Raw genomic sequence first — 17,404 nt, 5'->3', positions numbered from 1 at the left:
AAGTTGCCCTGCACAAGGGATTTCGCGCTAGCCGGGGCTAGCCGCCGGCGCGCGGACCACCAGCGGCACAGCGGGGAAGAACCAGGCCATCTCCGAGCGCGACTTGCGTAGCGCGGCGGTGCCGTAGCCCCGCTTGCGATGCTCGGGGTGAATCCAGATCCGCACGTTCACCTCGCCGTGGTCGAGCTCGCCGAACACCATCCCAACCTTCTGGCCGGAGTCGACGGCCACGAACCACGCCGCTTCTTCGGCTTCCACCCGACGCAGCGCCGCACGGATCTCTTCGTCGAGATCACCGGCGGGCCTGCCGGAACCGTCGCCGGCAGTGTGCATCTCCTCGGTGCGCGCGGCAAAGATGTCGCGGTCCTCGTCCGCGGAGAACGGCCGTAACTCCAGGCTTTCTCCCGAGCTTGCCGGACGGTCGGTGATCGCAAAGCTCAGCTGCTTGTTCAGGTCTTCGAGTTCGCTGAGAATCTTGCGGCGCGCATCCTGCGTGAGCTGGTCGAATCGCATGCTCATCACCGCTTCGGCGGCCTGGTGGGAGGTGTCGAGCAATTTGACGATCGCCTCGACGGCGGCCGCCTTGGTCGGTGACTCCACCACCACGTCGGCTATCTCATGGCGACGCTCAAGGGCTTTGAGCAGGGCATCTGCGATCTCGCGACGGACGGCGGTGCGGTCGTGATCGGTCATCGCCCAAGCCTAGAACGAGACGGCGGCTCTCGCGTCAGACTTTGGGAGATGCTTGGTCGCTCAGTTCGAGAAACCGCCGATAGCGGTCCTCGACCGCGGCTGCCCACGACGGCTGCGGGTCGACGACACGCTCGACTCGCGCCCAGCGCGCGGCGTCGGCGATCGTCGTTTCCAGGCCGACGGCCATGCGGGCCAGAAAAGCGGCGCCCAGTGCTCCTCCCTCGGCCACCCCGGACACCTCCACCGGCCGACCGGTGGCGTCGGCGATGGCCTGCATCCAGGGCAGTGCCCGGCTACCGCCGCCCGCGGCCACGATGCGAGCCACTGATGCCCCGCTGAGCTCGATGAGGTGCCGGACCACGAAACCGGAAGCCTCATAGGCGGCCCGCCGCACGGAGGCTGCGTCGTGGGTGAGGTCCAACCCGTCCAGCATCGCCCGGCGGTTCGGGTCATGGAACGGTGTGCGCTCACCGCGGATATACGGCGACCAGACCGGCACCCGCCGCGGATCCGAAGGCTGCGAATCACCCGGCGCGACAAGGCGATTCACCCACTCCAGAAACAGGCCGCCGGCGTTACTGGCTCCCCCGATCTTGCTGAGTCCGGCAACGGTGTGCGGGATCGTCCACAGTCCGGGGACCCGCCTGGTCCCCGAGGTCGTCGCCCACACGATCAGCGTGGTGCCGCACAGCACCAGCACGTCGCCGTCTCGGTCGGCGCCGGCAACGAACTGTTCGCACAGGGCATCGACCGCGCCGGTGGCCAGCACCGCGTCGGTGCCATGCACCTGCCCAGCGGCCACTCCGAACGACTCCACCCGGGGCATCTGGTCCACCGTCGCGCCGCAATCGGCGCACGCCTCGGGGCTCCAGCCCGTCCCGTCGAACAGCGGAAGGCTGGTAATCGCGGTGGCGGAGTCGATCACCGCCTCACCGGACAAGGCGTAGTTGGCCACCGCCGCCGCCGGCCAATACCCGGCCGCGTCGGACACGTGAGCGGCCGTCCAGCGCAGGAACTCGGCGGCCTCCCCCACCGCCGGCAGCGGCAAGGCCCGCTGTTCCTCGGTGCTGGCAACCCGTCCCCTGGCGTCGCCGTACAGCAGGCCGGGTGAGATGGGCCTGCCGGTGGAGTCGACGGCGGTCATCGACGGCACCATTGCCGCGACGGCCACCGCTTGCGCGTTGCGACCGGCCAGCTGATCGAGGGCGGCCAAAGGTCCTCGCCGCCAGGCCTCGTCGGCGTCGTGCTCCAGTAGGTCGGGCGCTGGCACCCGCAGCTGGTGTGGGATGCGCACCCGCGCCCTGATGTGGCCGTCCTCGTCGGCGGCAACCGCTTTGACCCCGGTGGTGCCGATGTCGATGCCGATTGTGACGTCTTCGCGTGACACGGGCGCCACCGTACGCCAGCATTGGCATTCATGACGTCTCGACCACGCGCTCTGGTGACAGCTCCGCTGCGGGGGCCTGGTTTCGACAAGCTCCGGCAATTGGCCGACGTCGTGTACGACCCGTGGATCGATCAGACACCGCTGCGGATCTACGGCGCCGAGCAGCTCGCCCAGCGAATTGTTGACGAAGGCGCCGAAATCGTTGTGGTGGAAAGCGACTCGGTTTCCGGGCCGGTGTTCGAACTTCGCTTGCGCGCAATCGCCTCGACCCGGGGCGATCCCAACAACGTCGACATCGCCGGAGCCACCGCCGCAAAGATTCCGGTGCTCAACACCCCGGCCCGCAACGCCGACGCCGTGGCCGAGATGACGCTGGCGCTGTTGTTGGCGGCCACCCGTCACGTGCTGACCGCGGATGCAGACGTGCGGTCCGGCAACATCTTTCGGGACGGCATTCTTCCCTATCAGCGCTTCCGCGGTTGGGAGATCGCCGGGCGCACGGCCGGCCTGGTCGGACTGGGCGCCGTCGGCCGGGCCTTAAGGTGGCGGCTGACCGGGCTGGGCATGCGCGTCATCGCCTACGACCCCTACAACGACGAAGCCCAGCACAGCCTCGAGGAGCTGCTGAGTGAGGCCGACGTGATTTCATTGCACGCACCGGTCACCGACGACACGGTCGGGATGATCGGCGCCGAACAGTTTGGGGCCATGCGCGACGGCGTGGTCTTCCTCAACACCGCGCGGGCACAACTGCACGACACCGACGCACTCGTCGCGGCCCTGCGCGGTGGCAAGGTCGCCGCGGCCGGCCTGGACCACTTCGTCGGCGAATGGTTGCCGACCGATCACCCGCTGGTGGGGATGCCGAACGTCGTCCTGACGCCACACATCGGCGGAGCCACATGGAACACTGAGGCCCGGCAAGCGCAGATGGTCGCCGACGACCTGGAAGCGTTGCTGTCCGGCGGTAGGCCGGCCCACATCGTCAACCCGGAGGTGCTGGGGTTATGAAATTCGTGGACGACCCTGAATCGGCGGTGCTGGCGGCGGCCAAAGACATGCTGCGCCGTGGGCTGGTCGAGGGAACCGCCGGCAACATCTCGGCCCGACGCTCCGACGGCAACCTGGTCATCACGCCGTCGTCGGTCGACTATGCCGACATGGAACTCGACGACCTCGTCGTCGTCGATCCCGAAGGCGCTGTGCTGCAAGCCAAGGACGGCCGGATGCCGTCGACGGAGATGAAGCTGCACCTGGCCTGCTACCAGGCGTTCGACGACATCGGCAGCGTCATCCACAGCCACCCCGTGTGGGCGACCATGTTCGCCATCGCGCACGAGCCGATCCCGGCATGCATCGACGAGTTCGCGGTGTACTGCGGAGGGGACGTGCGCTGCACCGAATACGCCGCCTCGGGCACCCCCGACGTCGGCGTCAACGCGGTCAAGGCGCTGGAAGGCCGGGGTGCGGCGCTGATCGCCAACCACGGCCTGGTGGCCGTCGGCCCCCGGCCGGACAAGGTCCTGCACATCACCGCGCTGGTGGAGCGGACAGCCCAAATCGTATGGGGCGCACGGGCTCTCGGCGGTCCAAGGCCCATACCCGAGGACGTGAACCGCAACTTCGCCGGTGTATACAGCTATCTACGCGCGAATTGATGTCGGGCGGCCGAGTGAAACGGAATTGCATCGCGGCGATAAATGTTGCACACTGTGTGCATACCGCCCGTCCCCTCTGGGGGCGGGTTTTCATATTCGCCCGCAGCCGCTGCCGTCACCATGGCGGTGGTTTCGTGAAGCCCGCAATAGGGTCGGCGAGCTGATGGGCATAGAAGTCGGCGGCGGTCATTTGGTACCACCAATGGTTACCAGCACCTGCACTGGCCGGTGCGCTAAGTGTAGCGGCTGTGTACCCGCGGGTTGGATTGACCAGCCCGAGTGGAATTAGCTGGCGCACTTGAGCGATGGGGAATTTCAAATCGGTGTCGTTACTAACGACCACTGCACCCTCGATCGGTTGACGTCCTGGCAGTCTCCTGAGAGCATCGAGTAACAAGTGAGCGGCGACGTTGACGTCCGAGCCCTTTTCCTCGCGCCGCGCTACCGACACGATGAACCTGGCATCCGGATCATCTTGGCCAGCACCGTTTTTGATCATGACCGGCCCGCCCGGGGCGGTGAGGACTGGCCGGTTGCGCTTGCCAGGTGTGGCCAAGGGGGCCCGCGCAGTGCGGGTCACGTAGTTGCCGTATTCGACATGGTCAACGATTCTCGCCGCAGCCAGGGCACGTAGGTAGACATCTTGCTCCTGAGCCCCCACTGGATTGTCGATGCCGGAGATCCGGGCGGTGCAGTAAACGACGCGGTCGACTGTGAAGTTGGTCCAGGGTGAATGCTTGGCGATTAAATCGTTAGCGAGCTTTCGTAAGTCGAGCCATCTCCACCCTGGCGTGCTAGCGCCACAAATGAACTTGCCACCGTAGTAAAGGTTGAACCCGTCGATATACACGCCTACCCGCACACGAGAAAACCTAACGACAACCACCGACAACCGGTTTATGGCGGGCTTCCTGTCGCCACTGTCGGTCCTTGTGCAATGGCCGGACGACTGTCAGGTCAGCCCGTCGCTGCGGCTACGGCCCGCTCCCGGGCAAACAACGGGCTCGTCGGCGCTGTGGCTGGAGGGTGGTGAGCCGGCAGCCTTCGTCGGCGACCTCACCCACAGCCCGCTGCAGGTGCGGGAGCCCGACCAGCCCTGCGCCTTCGATGTGGATGCCACCGCTGCTGCAATCACCCGCCGGCGGATCTTCACCGAGGCCGCGCAGGCCCGGGCCGCGGTGATACCGGCCCACTATCCGGGTCGCGGGGGTGGCAAGATCCGCGCCGTCGCGGACCGATTCGACATCGACAAGTGGCTACATATCGATCCGCTTTGAAAGACTAATCGGAAGTGAGTCGTACACCGTCATGTTGTTCATCAGGCTGGGCAACGTCATCGTCGGCTCTCCGACTTCAATGTCGGTGGAGTTCAACAATATTTCGTCGAGCGCTGCTCTGACTTCCGCACGAGCGAGCATCGCGCCCAGACAATGGTGGGCCCCGCCACCGCCGAAGGACTGGTGCGGATTGGGCTCACGGCGAATGTCGAAGCGGTACGGATCGTCGAAGACGTCTTCATCGCGATTGGCCGAACGCAACATGGTGACGACCCGTGCACCTTCCGGGATGAGCGTGTCACCGAGCGTCACCGCTCTGGTAGCCCCGCGCACCCAGAACATGATCGGTGTGGAATAACGGATCACCTCCTCGACCGCAGTGGGCCGCGCGTCTGGGTCGGAACGGTAGACGGCAATCTGGTCAGGATTGGCGACGAAAGCCCTGATGCCGTCACACAACGCGTTTCGCGTGGTATCGGCACCGGCCAACCCTAGAACAAAGAAGAAGATCTCAAGTTCGTTGGAGGGCAATAGGAAATCGTCCCCCGATTCGGCGCTGATGTGCGAGTTGCACAGCGCACTCCAGATGTCGTCCTCGGGACGTTCTCGTTTGCGCGCGGTCAGTGCGCTGGCGTACTGAAACAATTCGATGAAGGGCAGCACCTCATCGCCGTCGGGCACAGCCAGCTGTGCACCCGCGGTCTTCAACACATTTTCGATCAAGCCGAACACGTGTGCCCGGTCCACCTCGGGAATGCCGACAATGTCGCCGATCACCGAAATCGGCAGTCCCGCAGCCAGATCGACGAACTCGCCACCACCGGACTCCAGCAGAGCGCCGGCCATCGCCTTGGCCCGATCGCGAATTCCTTTCTCCAGCTTGGCCACCGCGCGCGGGGTGAAAGCGCGCGAGATGACTTTGCGCCGAACGGTATGTTCCGGCGGGTCTAGGCTCACAATGGCCGGATAGGCGTCGAACAGCGGTGTCTCCTGGATCAGCGGCCCACCCGTCGCGGTGAACGTCTCATGATCGCGGTGAACCCGCGCGACGTCGGCATGCTTGGTGCACACCCAGAACTCGCGGCCCACGGCCAACTTCACGTCGTCGGTGAGTTGCTGATGGAATACCGGCGTGCGCGCGCGCAGTTCAGCGAACAGCTCCTCGGGAAAGCGCGATGCCCAAAGCGCTGGCTCTGCGAGGTCGACCGCGGTGTATGTCATAGCGAACCCTCGATGTCGTGGCGCAGACCGCTGATGATCAGGCGCAAGCCGTACAGGAACGACGGGTAGTTCGGCTTGTCAGCGTGCCGTAGGTGTGAGAGCTGCACCGAGCCGAGCAGATGTATGTACAGCGCGGCATGTGCTGCTTCGAAATGCGCTTTGCGCAAGCCGGAGTCGCGCAGGATCGCGCGGGAGGCGCGATCCATTTCGGTGGCCGCAGTGGTATGCGGGTGTTCCTGAAGCAGCACCGCGATTCCGGGCACTTCCAGGAGCACCTTCCAGGCGTTGGTGTAGAGCGCGATCAACCGTGACTCCCAATCGCCCTCGTGCGGCACCTCGATTTCAGCAAGCACGGATTCGATGAGTAAATCGAGCAGTTCGCGTTTGTCGCGGATGTGGTAATAGGCCGAGGACGGCGACGTTCCCGCTTCCGCCGCCAGCTCGCGCATTGTGACTCGATTGACGCCCACTCGTTTCGCCAGCTGCAGTAGGTGCTTGGTCAGATGGACTCGGTCCAGTGCGCCATACCGCAGCACCGGCGCGCCAGCCACGGTCTCCACACGCGCACCCGCTTCCGAACAGCAATCGAATTCGAACAGTATTCAGATTAGAACAGCGTTCAAGTCGGTTGTCAACGGTTACGGTGAGTCATGGCCGACGCACGGTATCGAGTTGTCCAGTGGTCGACCGGCAACATCGGCAGCCGTGCGCTCGGCATCTTGCTGGACCGCGAGGACTTCGAGGTAGTCGGCGTGCATGCGTTCGGCTCGGACAAGGTGGGATGTGACGCGGGCGTCCTCGCCGGCCGCTCCCCGATGGGCGTTCACGCGACTAACGACGTCGACGCACTGCTCGGGCTTGCGCCGGACTGCGTGAATTACATGCCGCGTCTCATCGACTTCGATCTGGTGGCCAGAATGTTGAGTCGTGGGATCAACGTGGTCACCACCGGCGACTTCCTGACTGGCACCCATCACCCCGCCGAAAGCGCGGCGCTCGCGGAGGCGGCGCAACACGGACGCGCGACATTTCTGGGAACCGGGTTCGAGCCAGGCTTCATCAACGTCGTCGCCGGCTTCCTCACCGGTGCGTGCCGACGGGTTCAGCACGTAAAACTCGTAGAGACCTTGGACTGCAGCACCTATCGCGTACCGGAAGTCTGGAGGGTGCTCGGCTTCGGCAAGCAACCGCGGCAACGCTTGATACGCCTGGAACCGAAAACCCTCCGCTACGGTCTCGGCTACTTCGAGACGCTGGACATGGTCGCCCGCATGCTTGGCGCCGAACTCGACTCGAAGGAAGCATTCGTCGAAATTGCGCTGCTGACTCGGGATCTGAAGCTGGATTGGGTGGAATACGCGGCCGGAACCGTCGGAGGTCAACGCCGCACGTATCGCGGTCTGCGAAACGGTCGCACAATTGTCGAGCTGGCCATCTGCTGGACCATGAGCGGCGACGCGCTCGATCCCCAGTGGCGCGATCCTGAGGGTTTTAGTGTGGTGATCGAAGGCGTGCCCCAGGTAGACGCGATGATCCGGTTCGGCCATCCGGGGCAGGACGTCATGACCGTGTTGATGGACAGCACCGCGGTGGCCGCGGTCAACGCCATTCCGTTCGTGTGCGACGCGCAACCCGGCGTCATGACGCCAATCGAACTGCCAGTGACCGGATCCCGGGGCGCGCTGGACTAATGCGGGTCCGGTCGTTCGCGCCAATTGCGCGGTGAGACACCATGCGTTCTGGTGAAGAGCCGACTGAAATAGCCGGGGTCGGATATCCCTACCCGACGGGCGACCTGTGCGATTGGCAGGTCTGTCCCGCTTAGCAATTCGCGCGCTTCGGCCATGCGGCGTTCGATGATCCACTCCTGCACGGTGCGTCCGGTGCGGCGACGAACGACGGTAGTGAGATGTCCCGGCGTCATGCCCAGTTCACTGGCCACGTCGCGCAGCGACAGCGGTTCGGCGTGACGGGCGTCTATCACCGCGAACACGTCGGCCAACAACGGTTCGCCGCTGCGCCGCAAATCGGCCACCACGTCGCGGGCCAGGCGCGCCAGGTCGATGAGCAACAGCGTCAAGTACGCCAGCGCTGCCTGCCGATAGCCCTCCTGCCTCGCGGTCAGCTCCATCTCAATCGACTCAATCGCAGTGTCCCAGAACGCTTGTCGGTCAGCAGGGACTTCCAGCCGCAGCAGCCCGCCCGACTGGCCGTGCAGGAAGGGGAACAGCAACGGGTGGGACCGCCAGGCCGGCCACGGAGATCGCCCGTCCTCGCCGAGCGCGGCGGGATCGAACAACACCGCCACTCCGTCATCCGGGCGCTGTACCTGTCGCGGATCGATAACCTCGCCGGCGGCCGCCACGAACACCGTGCCATCCGAGGGTAAGTACCACAGGGCCGGGAAATCGTGGATGTGCGGTCCAATCTCGCTCACATCGTCGCGGACGCGCCGTTGCACCGATACCGGAGAGGTGTCTGGACCGGTCCGGTATCGGTAGACGGGGAAACCATCGCGGTGGCTGCTGAGCCGAGTTGCCTGCGTCATGCCTCTTCACCAAAAATAGTCCTACTTTAAGCAAAGATCGGCCAATTACCGTCCTGTACAACAATGCAGTATAGATCTCATGCTCAAACATCGTCCACATGACTATATCCCCGCTGCCGGTAACGACGCGCTGCTACCGGCCTACGACCTGATGGCCCGCCTGTATGGCATGGGCCGGGTTTACCACACGCTGATCGAGCAGGCCGAGCTCGGTGGCTGCGAGCGCGTGCTCGAGATCGGCTGCGGCACTGGCAACCTCAGCGTCCGGGCCAAGCGCGCTCACCCCGCGGTCGAAGTGGTCGGCTGCGATCCCGACCCGAAGGCACTACAACGCGCACAGCGAAAGACACGCGGACTCAACGGCGTTCGCTTCGAGCACGCTTACGCGCAACGGCTCCCCTACGCCGACGGCGAGTTCGATCGGGTGCTGTCGTCCATGATGTTGCACCACCTGGACGACGACGCGAAAACCGCCGCAGCGGCGGAAGTGTTTCGAGTCCTACGCCCCGGCGGTCGGCTGCACCTGGTCGATGTCGGCGGCGAGATGACCGACCATGACGGCCTGCTGGCCCGGCGCATGATGCGCAGCCACTACGTGGCCGGCAACCTGGGCGACGCGATTCCGCGGCTACTGCAGGCCGCAGGGTTTGACTGCAGCGAGGTCGCGACGCACCGGCAACGCCTGGTGGGCCGCCTCACCTACTACCGCGCGACGCGCCCGGCCTAGTGGCGTGGACGACTACGAGACCGCCACGTCGCTTTTACATCGTCGATGCGAGAACGCATCTCGTGCGCATCCGAGTCGGTAAGCATGCCCTCGAGTGCTAGCAGCAAGTCGACGTCGTCGACGTTCACGTTCGCCAGATACCCATCCAATGCCTCCTGGATGAGTGCAGAGTAGCCACGTAATCCCCGACGCCGGGCAATCGCAGTCAATGCACGATACTGTTCGTCGGTAATCTCCACCGTCGTGCGCATGGATGCATGATAGGTCCATCCGCTCAGCGCTGATCGAAGGCCACCTTGACGGCCCCGCTCTCACCCTGATTGGCAATCGCCAAGAACGCGTCGCGCCACTGCTCCAGCCGAAAGATGTGAGTCAGCATGGGCCGCAATTCGATTCGGCCCGCGACCACCAGATCCAGGTAGTGCGCGATGGCGTGCTTGTGCTCACCCTCGACCTCTTCATACCCGAAGGCGTTCGAGCCGACCCAGCTGATCTCCTTGAAGTACAACGGGCTCCACTCCCACCGGCCGGGTGCGTGGACACCAGCCTTCACCAGCGTCCCCCGCGAAACCAGCACCCGCACACCGACCTCGAACGTCTCCGGCTTGCCGACCGTGTCGTAGACGACGTCCACCGCGCCGGGATAGGCCATCGGCAGACCCTGCAGCGGCTGGCGCAGCCGGCCCCCGCCCCAGGCGACGAGTTCCTCGATGACGCCCAGCCGCGGCTCATGCGCCAGTACCTTCTCGGCGCCGAACCGGCGGGCCAGCTCGGCCTGGGCGGCGAACCGCGCCACCACCGCCACCGCCACATCGGGAAAGAGCGCCCGCAGGATCGCCACCGCGCACAGCCCGAGCGAGCCCGCCCCGTACACCAGGACCCGCCCGGAGCGAGGCGGCGGGTGGCGGGTGATCGCGTGCAGCGACACCGAGAACGGGTCGGCGAACACGGCCAGTTCGTCGGACACCGAATCCGGCACGGGGAACAGCATGCTGTCGTGCGCGGGCATCAACTCGGCGTAGCCACCGGTCACGTCCGCCGACACGCCGGTGTGGATGCCCGGCTTGATGTCGCCGTCGGTAAAGCTCCAGCACAGGCTGTAGTCGCCGGTTTGGCATGCGGGACAAAGAGGTTCGATGCCACGCGGCCCACACGACAGCCACGGGTTGAGCACCACCCGCTGCCCAACCTGCAACCCACGCGCCGCCGGCCCCACCGCCACCACGTCGGCGACCACCTCGTGACCCATGACTTGCGGAAAGGAACAGAATGCAGCCAACGCGTTGTCGACGTCGGCCTCGCCGAAATCCATCAGGATCTGCTTAGAGTCCGAACCGCAGATACCGGTGAGCCGCGGCCGGGTGATCACCCAATCCCGGTGCAGCAGCTTGGGTTCCGGTACCTCGCGCAGCGCCGTCGGGGTGCGGGCGAGGTTCTGGGTCAGCAGGTTGGCGTTTGCGGGCACCTCGAACGGCTCCGGGGGTACGCCGTAAACCAGCGCCTTCATCGCGGCGCCATCAGGGCAGCACCGGCGATGAACGCATCGAGGTCCGCATTCTTGGCGTCGACCACCGCTTTCATATCCGGGACGTAGTGCTCGAACCCGTCATTGCCCAGGGCGGCGATAATGCCTTCGGCCACTTCGCCGGCCGCCACCTTGGGTCCCTGGTAAAGGGGTTCCTCGTTGCCCCGTTGGTCCCAGATTTCGGTGTCGACCGGCCCTGGCTCGATCAGTTTCACCACCACCCCGGTGCCGTGCAAGTCGACGGCCATCGCCTCACTCCATCCGCACAGCGCGAATTTGCTTGCACAGTAGGCGGATTCATGGATGATGCCCAACCGGCCGCCGACACTCGACACGTTGACGATCATGCCCGACCCGCGCTCCAGCATCCGCGGCAGTAAAGCGAGAGTCAGCCGCATCGGGGCGAAGAAATTCACCCGCATCACCGCCTCCACCTCGGCGGGCGTCAACTGGCTCACCGGGCGACGCTTGGGTATTGCCGCGTTGTTGATCAGAACATCGATACCGCCGAGCACATCCCAAGCGCCCAGCGCCAACTCGTTCAATGCATCGGTGTCGGCCAGATCGGCCACCCACATCTCCGAAGCGTGCGAAGCCTGCCGGCAGTCGGCCAGCACCTCGCCCAACCGATCGCGCCGACGGGCGACCAACCCCACCACCGCACCCTGCGCGGCCAGCTGCCTCGCCAGCGCCGCACCTAAGCCCGACGAGGCACCGGTGATGAGCACCCGCTTGCCGGCGGCCGAGTATGCCATCGCTCCAGGTTGCCTCCTGCGTCAAGTTCGCGGGAACCTTTTGGCCCGCCTGTTTGTTATATTGGCTAAGTATCAACCGTGCTTATTTGGGGGCAACTTATGACGTCCACCGGCCACACCAGGTACGACGGAGACACCTGGGACCTGGCATCCAGCGTCGGGGTGACGGCGACGATGGTCGCCGCCGCTCGCGCGATGGCGACTCGCGCCGAGAACCCGCTGATCAACGATCCATTCGCCGAGCCGCTGGTCCGGGCCGTCGGAGTGGACCTGCTGAGTCGCCTGGCCACCGGCGAAGTGGACCCGGCCGAGCTGGACGACAAGGACCACCCGGGCCGCTCTGCCGGCGCGATGGCCCGGATGGCCGACAACATGGCCGTGCGTACCAAGTTCTTCGACGACTTCTTCGTCGACGCCACCAATGCCGGGATCAGGCAAGTGGTCATCCTGGCCTCCGGTCTGGATTCGCGCGCCTACCGGTTGCCCTGGCCGGCCGGGACGGTGGTGTACGAGATCGACCAGCCACAGGTCATCGAGTTCAAATCCCGCACCCTCGCAGAACTGGGCGCAGCGCCGACCGCCGACCGGCGGGCGGTGGCCGTCGACCTGCGCGACGACTGGGCCGCCGCCTTGCGCGCGGCCGGTTTCGACGCGTCGCAACCGACCGCATGGAGCGCCGAAGGGCTGCTGGGCTACCTGCCGCCCGAGGCGCAGGACCGGCTGCTGGACACCGTCACCGAGCTCAGTGCGCCGGGCAGCCGATTCGCCACCGAGAGCCTCAGCAACGTCGACCCGGCCGATCAGGAGAAGATGAAAGAGCGTATGCGGACCATCTCCGAGCGGTGGCGGGCGCATGGCTTCGACATCGACATGACCGGGCTCGTCTACTTCGGCGACCGCAACGAGGCGGCCCCGTATCTTGCCGACCATGGTTGGCAGCTGACCACCGTCAATGCCCGGGACCTGTTGGTAGCCAATGGACTTCCACCCGTCGAGGACGACGACATGCCCCGGGCCGACCTGTTCTACGTCAGCGCCACGCTGAACAGGGGACGCACCGACGGCGACAGCTGGGGTCCGGAGTCCAGCGTGGGAGCCACCGCGACCATGGTCGCCGTCTCGCGCGCCCTGGCCTCCCAAGGACCCGACGCGTTGCTCGACGACCCGCTGGCCGACCCGCTCGTGCGGGCGGTCGGCGTGGACCCGTTCATCCGGATGATCGACGGCGAGCTGACCATCGACGACGACCCGCTGTTCACCCGCCAGGCGATGAACGAGCAGATCACGGTCCGCACCAGGTTCTTCGACGACTTCTTCACCTCGGCCGCCGCAGCGGGCATCCGCCAGGCCGTGATCCTGGCCTCCGGGCTCGACACCCGGGCTTACCGGCTGCACTGGCCAGACGGCATGGTGGTCTACGAGATCGATCAGCCCCAGGTCATCGACTTCAAGACCCGCACCCTGGCCGATCTCGGAGCCGATCCGACGGCCGAACGCCGGCCGATCGGCGTGGACCTGCGTGACGACTGGCCGACGGCGTTGCGGGAGCACGGTTTTGACGTCACCCAACCGACCGCGTGGTCGGCCGAGGGCCTGTTGGTGTACCTGCCGCCGGAAGCTCAGGATCGGCTGTTCGACAACATCACCGCCCTCAGCGCACCCGGCAGCCAAGTCGCCACCGAGCACCTCCCCGACCCCCAGCGGTTCTTCAGTGAGCGCGCGCAGCAGCTCTCCGACCGCTGGAAGCGCCTGGGCGTCGGGATCGACATGTCCGAGCTGATGTACGACGGCGAACGCAACACCGTCATCGATTACCTCAGCACGCACGGCTGGGACGTCAACGCCCGTCCCGTCCCGGAAATGTACGAGGACAATGGTTTTGAGTTCCCGGATCACGAAATGGCGGCGGCCTTCAGGAACGGCAGCTACGTCGTCGCCACCCTTAGGTAGGGTTTGGCCATGCCACGCGCTCACGACGACAACTGGGATTTGGCGTCCAGCGTCGGCGCGACCGCAACCCTGGTTGCGGCCGCCCGCGCCATGGCGACCAAGGATCCGCGGGGTCTGATCAACGACCCGTTCGCCGAACCGCTGGTGCGAGCCGTCGGCCTGGACTTCTTTACCAAGATGATGGACGGCGAACTCGACCTCACGGCGGTCGAGAACTTTTCGCCCGCGCGCGCCCAGGCCATGGTGGACGGGATGGCGTTGCGCACCAAGTACTTCGACGACTACTTCATCGACGCCACCAGCGCTGGGGTACGGCAAGTGGTGATCCTCGCGTCCGGGCTCGATTCCCGCGCCTATCGGCTGCCTTGGCCAACCGGGACAGTGGTCTACGAAATCGACCAGCCCCAGGTGATCGACTTCAAGACAACCGCTTTGAGCGAAATCGGTGCCGAACCCACGGCCACCCGGCGCACCGTCCCGATCGACTTGCGCGCCGACTGGCCCGCGGCGCTGAAGGCCGCCGGGCTGGATCCGTCAGCGCCGACAGCGTGGCTGGCCGAAGGCCTGTTGATCTACCTGCCGCCGGAGGCCCAAGACCGGTTGTTCGACAACATCACCGCGCTCAGCGTTCCCGGCAGCACCATCGCCACCGAATTCGTGCCCGGCATAGTGGATTTGGATGTCAGGGCGCAGGACATGCCGAATCCGCTGCGGGACCACGGCATCGACATCGACATGGCGTCGCTGGTCTACACCGGCGAACGCAACCACGTCCTGGACTACCTGACGGCCAACGGGTGGCGGGTCGACGGGGTGACGCGGTCAGAGCTGTTCGTACGCAACGGTTTAGACGTGCCCGCCCCCGAGGATGACGACCCACTGGGCGAAATCATCTTCATCAGCGGCGCCCTGGGCGGCTAGAACCGCGAGTCTCCCAGCCACAGCGCGGCAACCGATCGGCTCGACAGCAAGCCGAGCGCCTCATACAGCGCCGCCGCCGGTTGCGACGAGGAACGAGGCCGGACCAAGTCGAGCCACGACGAGCCAGGGTAGCTGACGATGCGAGCCTCGGCGTCCTCATCCAGATCGATCAGCGCCTTGGCGCGGCGCACCGCGGTCCTCAGCCCGCCGAGTTCGTCGACGAGACCGCGCTCATGGGCGTCGGCGCCGGTCCAGATCCGTCCTCGCGCAACGGCTTCCACGTCTTCGACACTCATATTGCGGCCCTCGGCGACCCGTTGCACGAAGTCGGCGTAACACAGGTCCGCCTCGGCGACCAGTTGAGCTTGCTGTTCGGGCGTGAACGGCGCGTCGTTCGACCAGGCATCGGCATTGGCGTTGGTACGCACGGTATCTGACCCGATTCCGAGTCGGTCCTTGAGGTCTCGTACCACCAGCTTGCCGGCGATCACCCCGATCGAACCGGTGATCGTCCCTGGATTGGCCACAATCGCATCGGCGGGCATCGAGATGTAGTAGCCGCCGGAGGCCGCCACGGAGCCCATCGACACCACCACTGGTTTGCCGCGCTCGCGCACCCTGACCACCTCGCGCCAGATGGTCTCCGCCGCGGTGACCGAACCTCCGGGACTGTCGACCCGTAACACAACGGCGGACACCGCATCGTCGGCGGCCACCTCGCGCAGTGCCGCGGATATCGTGTCCGCGCCGGCGGAAACATTGCCGAACGGCGAGAACGGGGACCCACCGCGGCCGTCGACAATCTGCCCCGCGACGGTGACGACGGCGATCGTGGGCTGGGGCCGTCGGCCGGGGATCGGCAGCCCGATCGGGGCCAGCCGTAGCTGGGCCGCACCCGCGTAGCGCGAAAGATACAGCCGCGGCAGGGTATCCACATCACCTTCGAACTCAACCAGGTCCGCTATCCGCGCATAGGCTTGGTCGCGGAACCCGATCCGATCGACCAGACCGGATGCGAGCGCGTCGTCCCGCAACAGCGGTGCCCGGTCGGCCAGCGCGTCAAGCGCGTCGGTATTGATGTTGCGTGATTCGGCGATCGCCTGCCACACCTGGCTGCGCAGGCTCTCCAGCATCCTCGTGACGGCCTCACGGTGCGCATCGGTGAAGCCGCTCTCGGTGAAAAGACTTGCCCGCGACTTGTATTCACCGCGAGCGACGATTTGGGCCTTGATACCGGCTTTGTCCAACGCGTCGCGCAAGAACATCGCGTTGGTGGCGAAGCCGACCAGTGCGAGATTGCCCGAAGGCTGCATCCACACCTCGCCGAATGCCGAAGCCAGATAATAGGACAGCGTGCCCGGGTAAGTCTCGGCCCACGCCACTGACGGCTTGATGGCGCTGAAGGCGGCGATTGCCTCACGCAACTCCTGAACCGCTGCCGGTGGCGACGCCGCAAGCTGCACGCGGGCAATCAGCCCGGCAACCCGTGGATCCTTGGCCGCGCGGTGAATCGCGGCGACTGCGTCGCGCAACGCCATCGGCCGGCCGCTGCCGGTGATGAGGGCCAGCGGGTCGAAGCCCGTCGTCTCCGGCGGCGCGGAGCGCAAATCGAACTCGAGCACGCAGCCGTTGGGCACGCCGTGGTGGCGGGCGGTATCGACGCGGTGGGCCAGCGCACGCACCTCGTCGACACCGGGGAAAGGCAGGAAGGCGAACATGTTCAGCAGCCTACCGACGTGGCGATCGCAAGCGCGGCGCAGCCGGGCGCTGCGGGTCGCCACCATGTGCGTGGCCGGCCGTACGGTGGTCACGTGAGGTTTTCCATCGCGATCCCCCAGTTCGACTACGACGAGTTCGACGCCGCGGGGCTACGAGCGTATCTGGCGCGCGCCGAAGAGCTCGGGTTCGAAGGCGGCTGGGTGCTCGAGCAGGTTATCGGGCCGGCGCCGTTGCTGGCGCCGATGGAGCTGCTGGCCTACTGTGCGGCCTGCACCGAGCGACTGCGGCTGGGCGTCGCCGTCCTGGTGACGTCGCTGCATGACCCGCTGCAGTTGGCGTCGGCCGCGACCGCCGTCGACCGGCTCAGCCACGGACGGCTGGACATCGGCGTCGGCTCCGGTGGCGGTACACGCAAATTCGCCGCCTTCGGTGTCGAGAAGTCCAGCTACATAAGCTATTTCACCGAGGGCCTGGAGTTGATGAAGGCGGCTTGGTCAGACCAGCCCAAGGTGACTTTTCATGGCCGGTTCAGGGACGTCGACGATCTACCCGTCCAGCCGAAACCGGCGCAACGACCACACCCGCCGATCTGGTTCGGCGGCAACGCGCCAAAGGCGTTGGCCCGCGCGGTGCGTCATGGCGATGCATTCCTGGGCGCCGGTTCGTCGACCACCGACGCCTTTGCCGACGCCGTCGCCATAGTGCGACGGGAGCTTGCCGAACAGGGAAAGGACCCAGCCCGGTTCACCATTGGCAAACGGGTGTATCTGACGGTCGATGACAATGCCGACCGGGCCCGCGAGCAGGTGCTGGCCGGCCTGCGCCGCATCTACGGCCCGATGTCCGGCATCGATGCGGTGCCCGTGTCCGGCACGCCCGAGGACGTGGTTCGGGGGCTCGCGCAGGTGATCGACGCCGGCGCCCAGATGCTGCTGCTCAATCCCGTCGGCCCCGACGTCGCGGAGAACCGTGAACAAATGGAACGCCTTGCCGCCGAGGTGATTCCGCGGCTAGGTTAGCCGG

General features: G+C 65.9%; 18 protein-coding genes and 1 pseudogene. 9 read left to right on the top strand and 10 right to left on the bottom strand.

The annotated features are described in order from the left end of the window. Nucleotides 1-27: 27 nt before the first annotated feature. Nucleotides 28-693 carry a GNAT family N-acetyltransferase gene (locus AC5Y2L_RS07975; protein WP_499933777.1) on the bottom strand — a complete coding sequence of 222 codons (666 nt, stop codon included), beginning with the start codon at nucleotides 691-693 and terminating at the stop codon, nucleotides 28-30. Nucleotides 694-727: 34 nt separating this feature from the next. Then, nucleotides 728-2,080: a xylulokinase gene (locus AC5Y2L_RS07970; RefSeq protein WP_499933778.1), complete on the bottom strand. Its 1,353-nt coding sequence runs from the start codon at nucleotides 2,078-2,080 to the stop codon at nucleotides 728-730. 30 nt (nucleotides 2,081-2,110) lie between these two features. On the opposite strand from AC5Y2L_RS07970, the gene AC5Y2L_RS07965 reads away from it, so the two are divergent. Next, a complete protein-coding gene (locus AC5Y2L_RS07965; protein WP_499933779.1) occupies nucleotides 2,111-3,091 on the top strand; it encodes an NAD(P)-dependent oxidoreductase in 981 nt (326 codons plus the stop codon). Beyond that, entirely contained in the window at nucleotides 3,088-3,738 is a 651-nt protein-coding gene (locus AC5Y2L_RS07960; RefSeq protein ID WP_499933780.1) for an L-fuculose-phosphate aldolase, read from the top strand. The genes AC5Y2L_RS07965 and AC5Y2L_RS07960 overlap by 4 nt, the downstream gene beginning before the upstream one ends. 115 nt (nucleotides 3,739-3,853) lie before the next feature. Here the strand turns inward: AC5Y2L_RS07960 and AC5Y2L_RS07955 are convergent, their stop codons facing one another. Then, on the bottom strand, nucleotides 3,854-4,600 hold the full coding sequence (locus AC5Y2L_RS07955; RefSeq protein WP_499933781.1) for an NYN domain-containing protein: 747 nt from the start codon (nucleotides 4,598-4,600) through the stop codon (nucleotides 3,854-3,856). A 70-nt stretch (nucleotides 4,601-4,670) separates the two neighbouring features. Here AC5Y2L_RS07955 and AC5Y2L_RS07950 point away from each other — a divergent pair, with 70 nt between their 5' ends. Then, entirely contained in the window at nucleotides 4,671-5,015 is a 345-nt protein-coding gene (locus AC5Y2L_RS07950) for an MBL fold metallo-hydrolase (protein ID WP_499933783.1), read from the top strand. Here the strand turns inward: AC5Y2L_RS07950 and AC5Y2L_RS07945 are convergent. Together AC5Y2L_RS07945 and AC5Y2L_RS07940 are read right to left on the bottom strand one after the other, a co-directional pair. Then, entirely contained in the window at nucleotides 4,995-6,236 is a 1,242-nt protein-coding gene (locus tag AC5Y2L_RS07945; RefSeq protein ID WP_499933784.1) for a cytochrome P450, read from the bottom strand. The two genes, AC5Y2L_RS07950 and AC5Y2L_RS07945, sit on opposite strands and share 21 nt — an antisense overlap. Continuing rightward, nucleotides 6,233-6,796, bottom strand: a complete 564-nt coding sequence (locus AC5Y2L_RS07940; protein WP_499933785.1) for a TetR/AcrR family transcriptional regulator — start codon at nucleotides 6,794-6,796, stop codon at nucleotides 6,233-6,235. Before AC5Y2L_RS07940 ends, AC5Y2L_RS07945 begins: the two co-directional genes overlap by 4 nt. A gap of 90 nt (nucleotides 6,797-6,886) precedes the next feature. On the opposite strand from AC5Y2L_RS07940, the gene AC5Y2L_RS07935 reads away from it, so the two are divergent. Next, nucleotides 6,887-7,927: an NAD(P)H-dependent amine dehydrogenase family protein gene (locus AC5Y2L_RS07935; RefSeq protein ID WP_499933787.1), complete on the top strand. Its 1,041-nt coding sequence runs from the start codon at nucleotides 6,887-6,889 to the stop codon at nucleotides 7,925-7,927. Here the strand turns inward: AC5Y2L_RS07935 and AC5Y2L_RS07930 are convergent. Then, nucleotides 7,924-8,784: a helix-turn-helix transcriptional regulator gene (locus tag AC5Y2L_RS07930; protein WP_499933789.1), complete on the bottom strand. Its 861-nt coding sequence runs from the start codon at nucleotides 8,782-8,784 to the stop codon at nucleotides 7,924-7,926. The genes AC5Y2L_RS07935 and AC5Y2L_RS07930 overlap by 4 nt on opposite strands. Before the next feature lie 79 nt (nucleotides 8,785-8,863). On the opposite strand from AC5Y2L_RS07930, the gene AC5Y2L_RS07925 reads away from it, so the two are divergent. Beyond that, on the top strand, nucleotides 8,864-9,511 hold the full coding sequence (locus tag AC5Y2L_RS07925; RefSeq protein WP_499933790.1) for a class I SAM-dependent methyltransferase: 648 nt from the start codon (nucleotides 8,864-8,866) through the stop codon (nucleotides 9,509-9,511). On the opposite strand, the gene AC5Y2L_RS07920 is transcribed toward AC5Y2L_RS07925, so the two are convergent. Genes AC5Y2L_RS07920 through AC5Y2L_RS07910 form a run of 3 tightly spaced genes read right to left on the bottom strand, consistent with a single transcriptional unit; the run spans nucleotide 9,508 to nucleotide 11,791 of the window. Further along, on the bottom strand, nucleotides 9,508-9,762 hold the full coding sequence (locus tag AC5Y2L_RS07920; RefSeq protein WP_499933792.1) for a ribbon-helix-helix protein, CopG family: 255 nt from the start codon (nucleotides 9,760-9,762) through the stop codon (nucleotides 9,508-9,510). The two genes, AC5Y2L_RS07925 and AC5Y2L_RS07920, sit on opposite strands and share 4 nt — an antisense overlap. A 23-nt stretch (nucleotides 9,763-9,785) precedes the next feature. Continuing rightward, nucleotides 9,786-11,018, bottom strand: coding sequence for a zinc-dependent alcohol dehydrogenase (locus tag AC5Y2L_RS07915; protein ID WP_499933793.1), 1,233 nt, complete (start codon nucleotides 11,016-11,018; stop codon nucleotides 9,786-9,788). Continuing rightward, nucleotides 11,015-11,791: an SDR family NAD(P)-dependent oxidoreductase gene (locus tag AC5Y2L_RS07910; protein ID WP_499933795.1), complete on the bottom strand. Its 777-nt coding sequence runs from the start codon at nucleotides 11,789-11,791 to the stop codon at nucleotides 11,015-11,017. Before AC5Y2L_RS07910 ends, AC5Y2L_RS07915 begins: the two co-directional genes overlap by 4 nt. Before the next feature lie 99 nt (nucleotides 11,792-11,890). Here AC5Y2L_RS07910 and AC5Y2L_RS07905 point away from each other — a divergent pair. The 3 genes and pseudogenes from AC5Y2L_RS07905 to AC5Y2L_RS07895 form a co-directional block, all read left to right on the top strand. Next, a pseudogene (locus tag AC5Y2L_RS07905) lies at nucleotides 11,891-12,832 on the top strand (class I SAM-dependent methyltransferase); the annotation flags it as partial. Then, entirely contained in the window at nucleotides 12,833-13,741 is a 909-nt protein-coding gene (locus AC5Y2L_RS07900; RefSeq protein ID WP_499933913.1) for a class I SAM-dependent methyltransferase, read from the top strand. A 9-nt stretch (nucleotides 13,742-13,750) separates the two neighbouring features. Beyond that, the gene (locus AC5Y2L_RS07895) at nucleotides 13,751-14,662 is read left to right on the top strand and encodes a class I SAM-dependent methyltransferase (RefSeq protein WP_499933796.1); all 912 of its coding nucleotides are present in this window, start codon (nucleotides 13,751-13,753) and stop codon (nucleotides 14,660-14,662) included. Here AC5Y2L_RS07895 and sppA read toward each other — a convergent pair. Beyond that, nucleotides 14,659-16,380: a signal peptide peptidase SppA gene (sppA, locus tag AC5Y2L_RS07890; protein WP_499933914.1), complete on the bottom strand. Its 1,722-nt coding sequence runs from the start codon at nucleotides 16,378-16,380 to the stop codon at nucleotides 14,659-14,661. The genes AC5Y2L_RS07895 and sppA overlap by 4 nt on opposite strands. Nucleotides 16,381-16,473: 93 nt before the next feature. On the opposite strand from sppA, the gene AC5Y2L_RS07885 reads away from it, so the two are divergent. Beyond that, the gene (locus AC5Y2L_RS07885; RefSeq protein ID WP_499933797.1) at nucleotides 16,474-17,400 is read left to right on the top strand and encodes an LLM class flavin-dependent oxidoreductase; all 927 of its coding nucleotides are present in this window, start codon (nucleotides 16,474-16,476) and stop codon (nucleotides 17,398-17,400) included. Nucleotides 17,401-17,404 lie beyond the last annotated feature (4 nt).

The organism is Mycobacterium sp. NGS66, from assembly GCF_059812225.1.
Note: the sequence above shows the minus strand (reverse complement) of the source record. Positions and strands in the feature narration are given on the sequence as shown.

Coding starts and splice junctions, on each gene's coding strand:
- AC5Y2L_RS07975 (WP_499933777.1), bottom strand. CDS start 693: ATGACCGATCACGACCGCACCGCCGTCCGTCGCGAGATCGCAGATGCC.
- AC5Y2L_RS07965 (WP_499933779.1), top strand. CDS start 2,111: ATGACGTCTCGACCACGCGCTCTGGTGACAGCTCCGCTGCGGGGGCCT.
- AC5Y2L_RS07960 (WP_499933780.1), top strand. CDS start 3,088: ATGAAATTCGTGGACGACCCTGAATCGGCGGTGCTGGCGGCGGCCAAA.
- AC5Y2L_RS07945 (WP_499933784.1), bottom strand. CDS start 6,236: ATGACATACACCGCGGTCGACCTCGCAGAGCCAGCGCTTTGGGCATCG.
- AC5Y2L_RS07935 (WP_499933787.1), top strand. CDS start 6,887: ATGGCCGACGCACGGTATCGAGTTGTCCAGTGGTCGACCGGCAACATC.
- AC5Y2L_RS07930 (WP_499933789.1), bottom strand. CDS start 8,784: ATGACGCAGGCAACTCGGCTCAGCAGCCACCGCGATGGTTTCCCCGTC.
- AC5Y2L_RS07925 (WP_499933790.1), top strand. CDS start 8,864: ATGCTCAAACATCGTCCACATGACTATATCCCCGCTGCCGGTAACGAC.
- AC5Y2L_RS07920 (WP_499933792.1), bottom strand. CDS start 9,762: ATGCGCACGACGGTGGAGATTACCGACGAACAGTATCGTGCATTGACT.
- AC5Y2L_RS07915 (WP_499933793.1), bottom strand. CDS start 11,018: ATGAAGGCGCTGGTTTACGGCGTACCCCCGGAGCCGTTCGAGGTGCCC.
- AC5Y2L_RS07910 (WP_499933795.1), bottom strand. CDS start 11,791: ATGGCATACTCGGCCGCCGGCAAGCGGGTGCTCATCACCGGTGCCTCG.
- AC5Y2L_RS07895 (WP_499933796.1), top strand. CDS start 13,751: ATGCCACGCGCTCACGACGACAACTGGGATTTGGCGTCCAGCGTCGGC.
- sppA (WP_499933914.1), bottom strand. CDS start 16,380: ATGTTCGCCTTCCTGCCTTTCCCCGGTGTCGACGAGGTGCGTGCGCTG.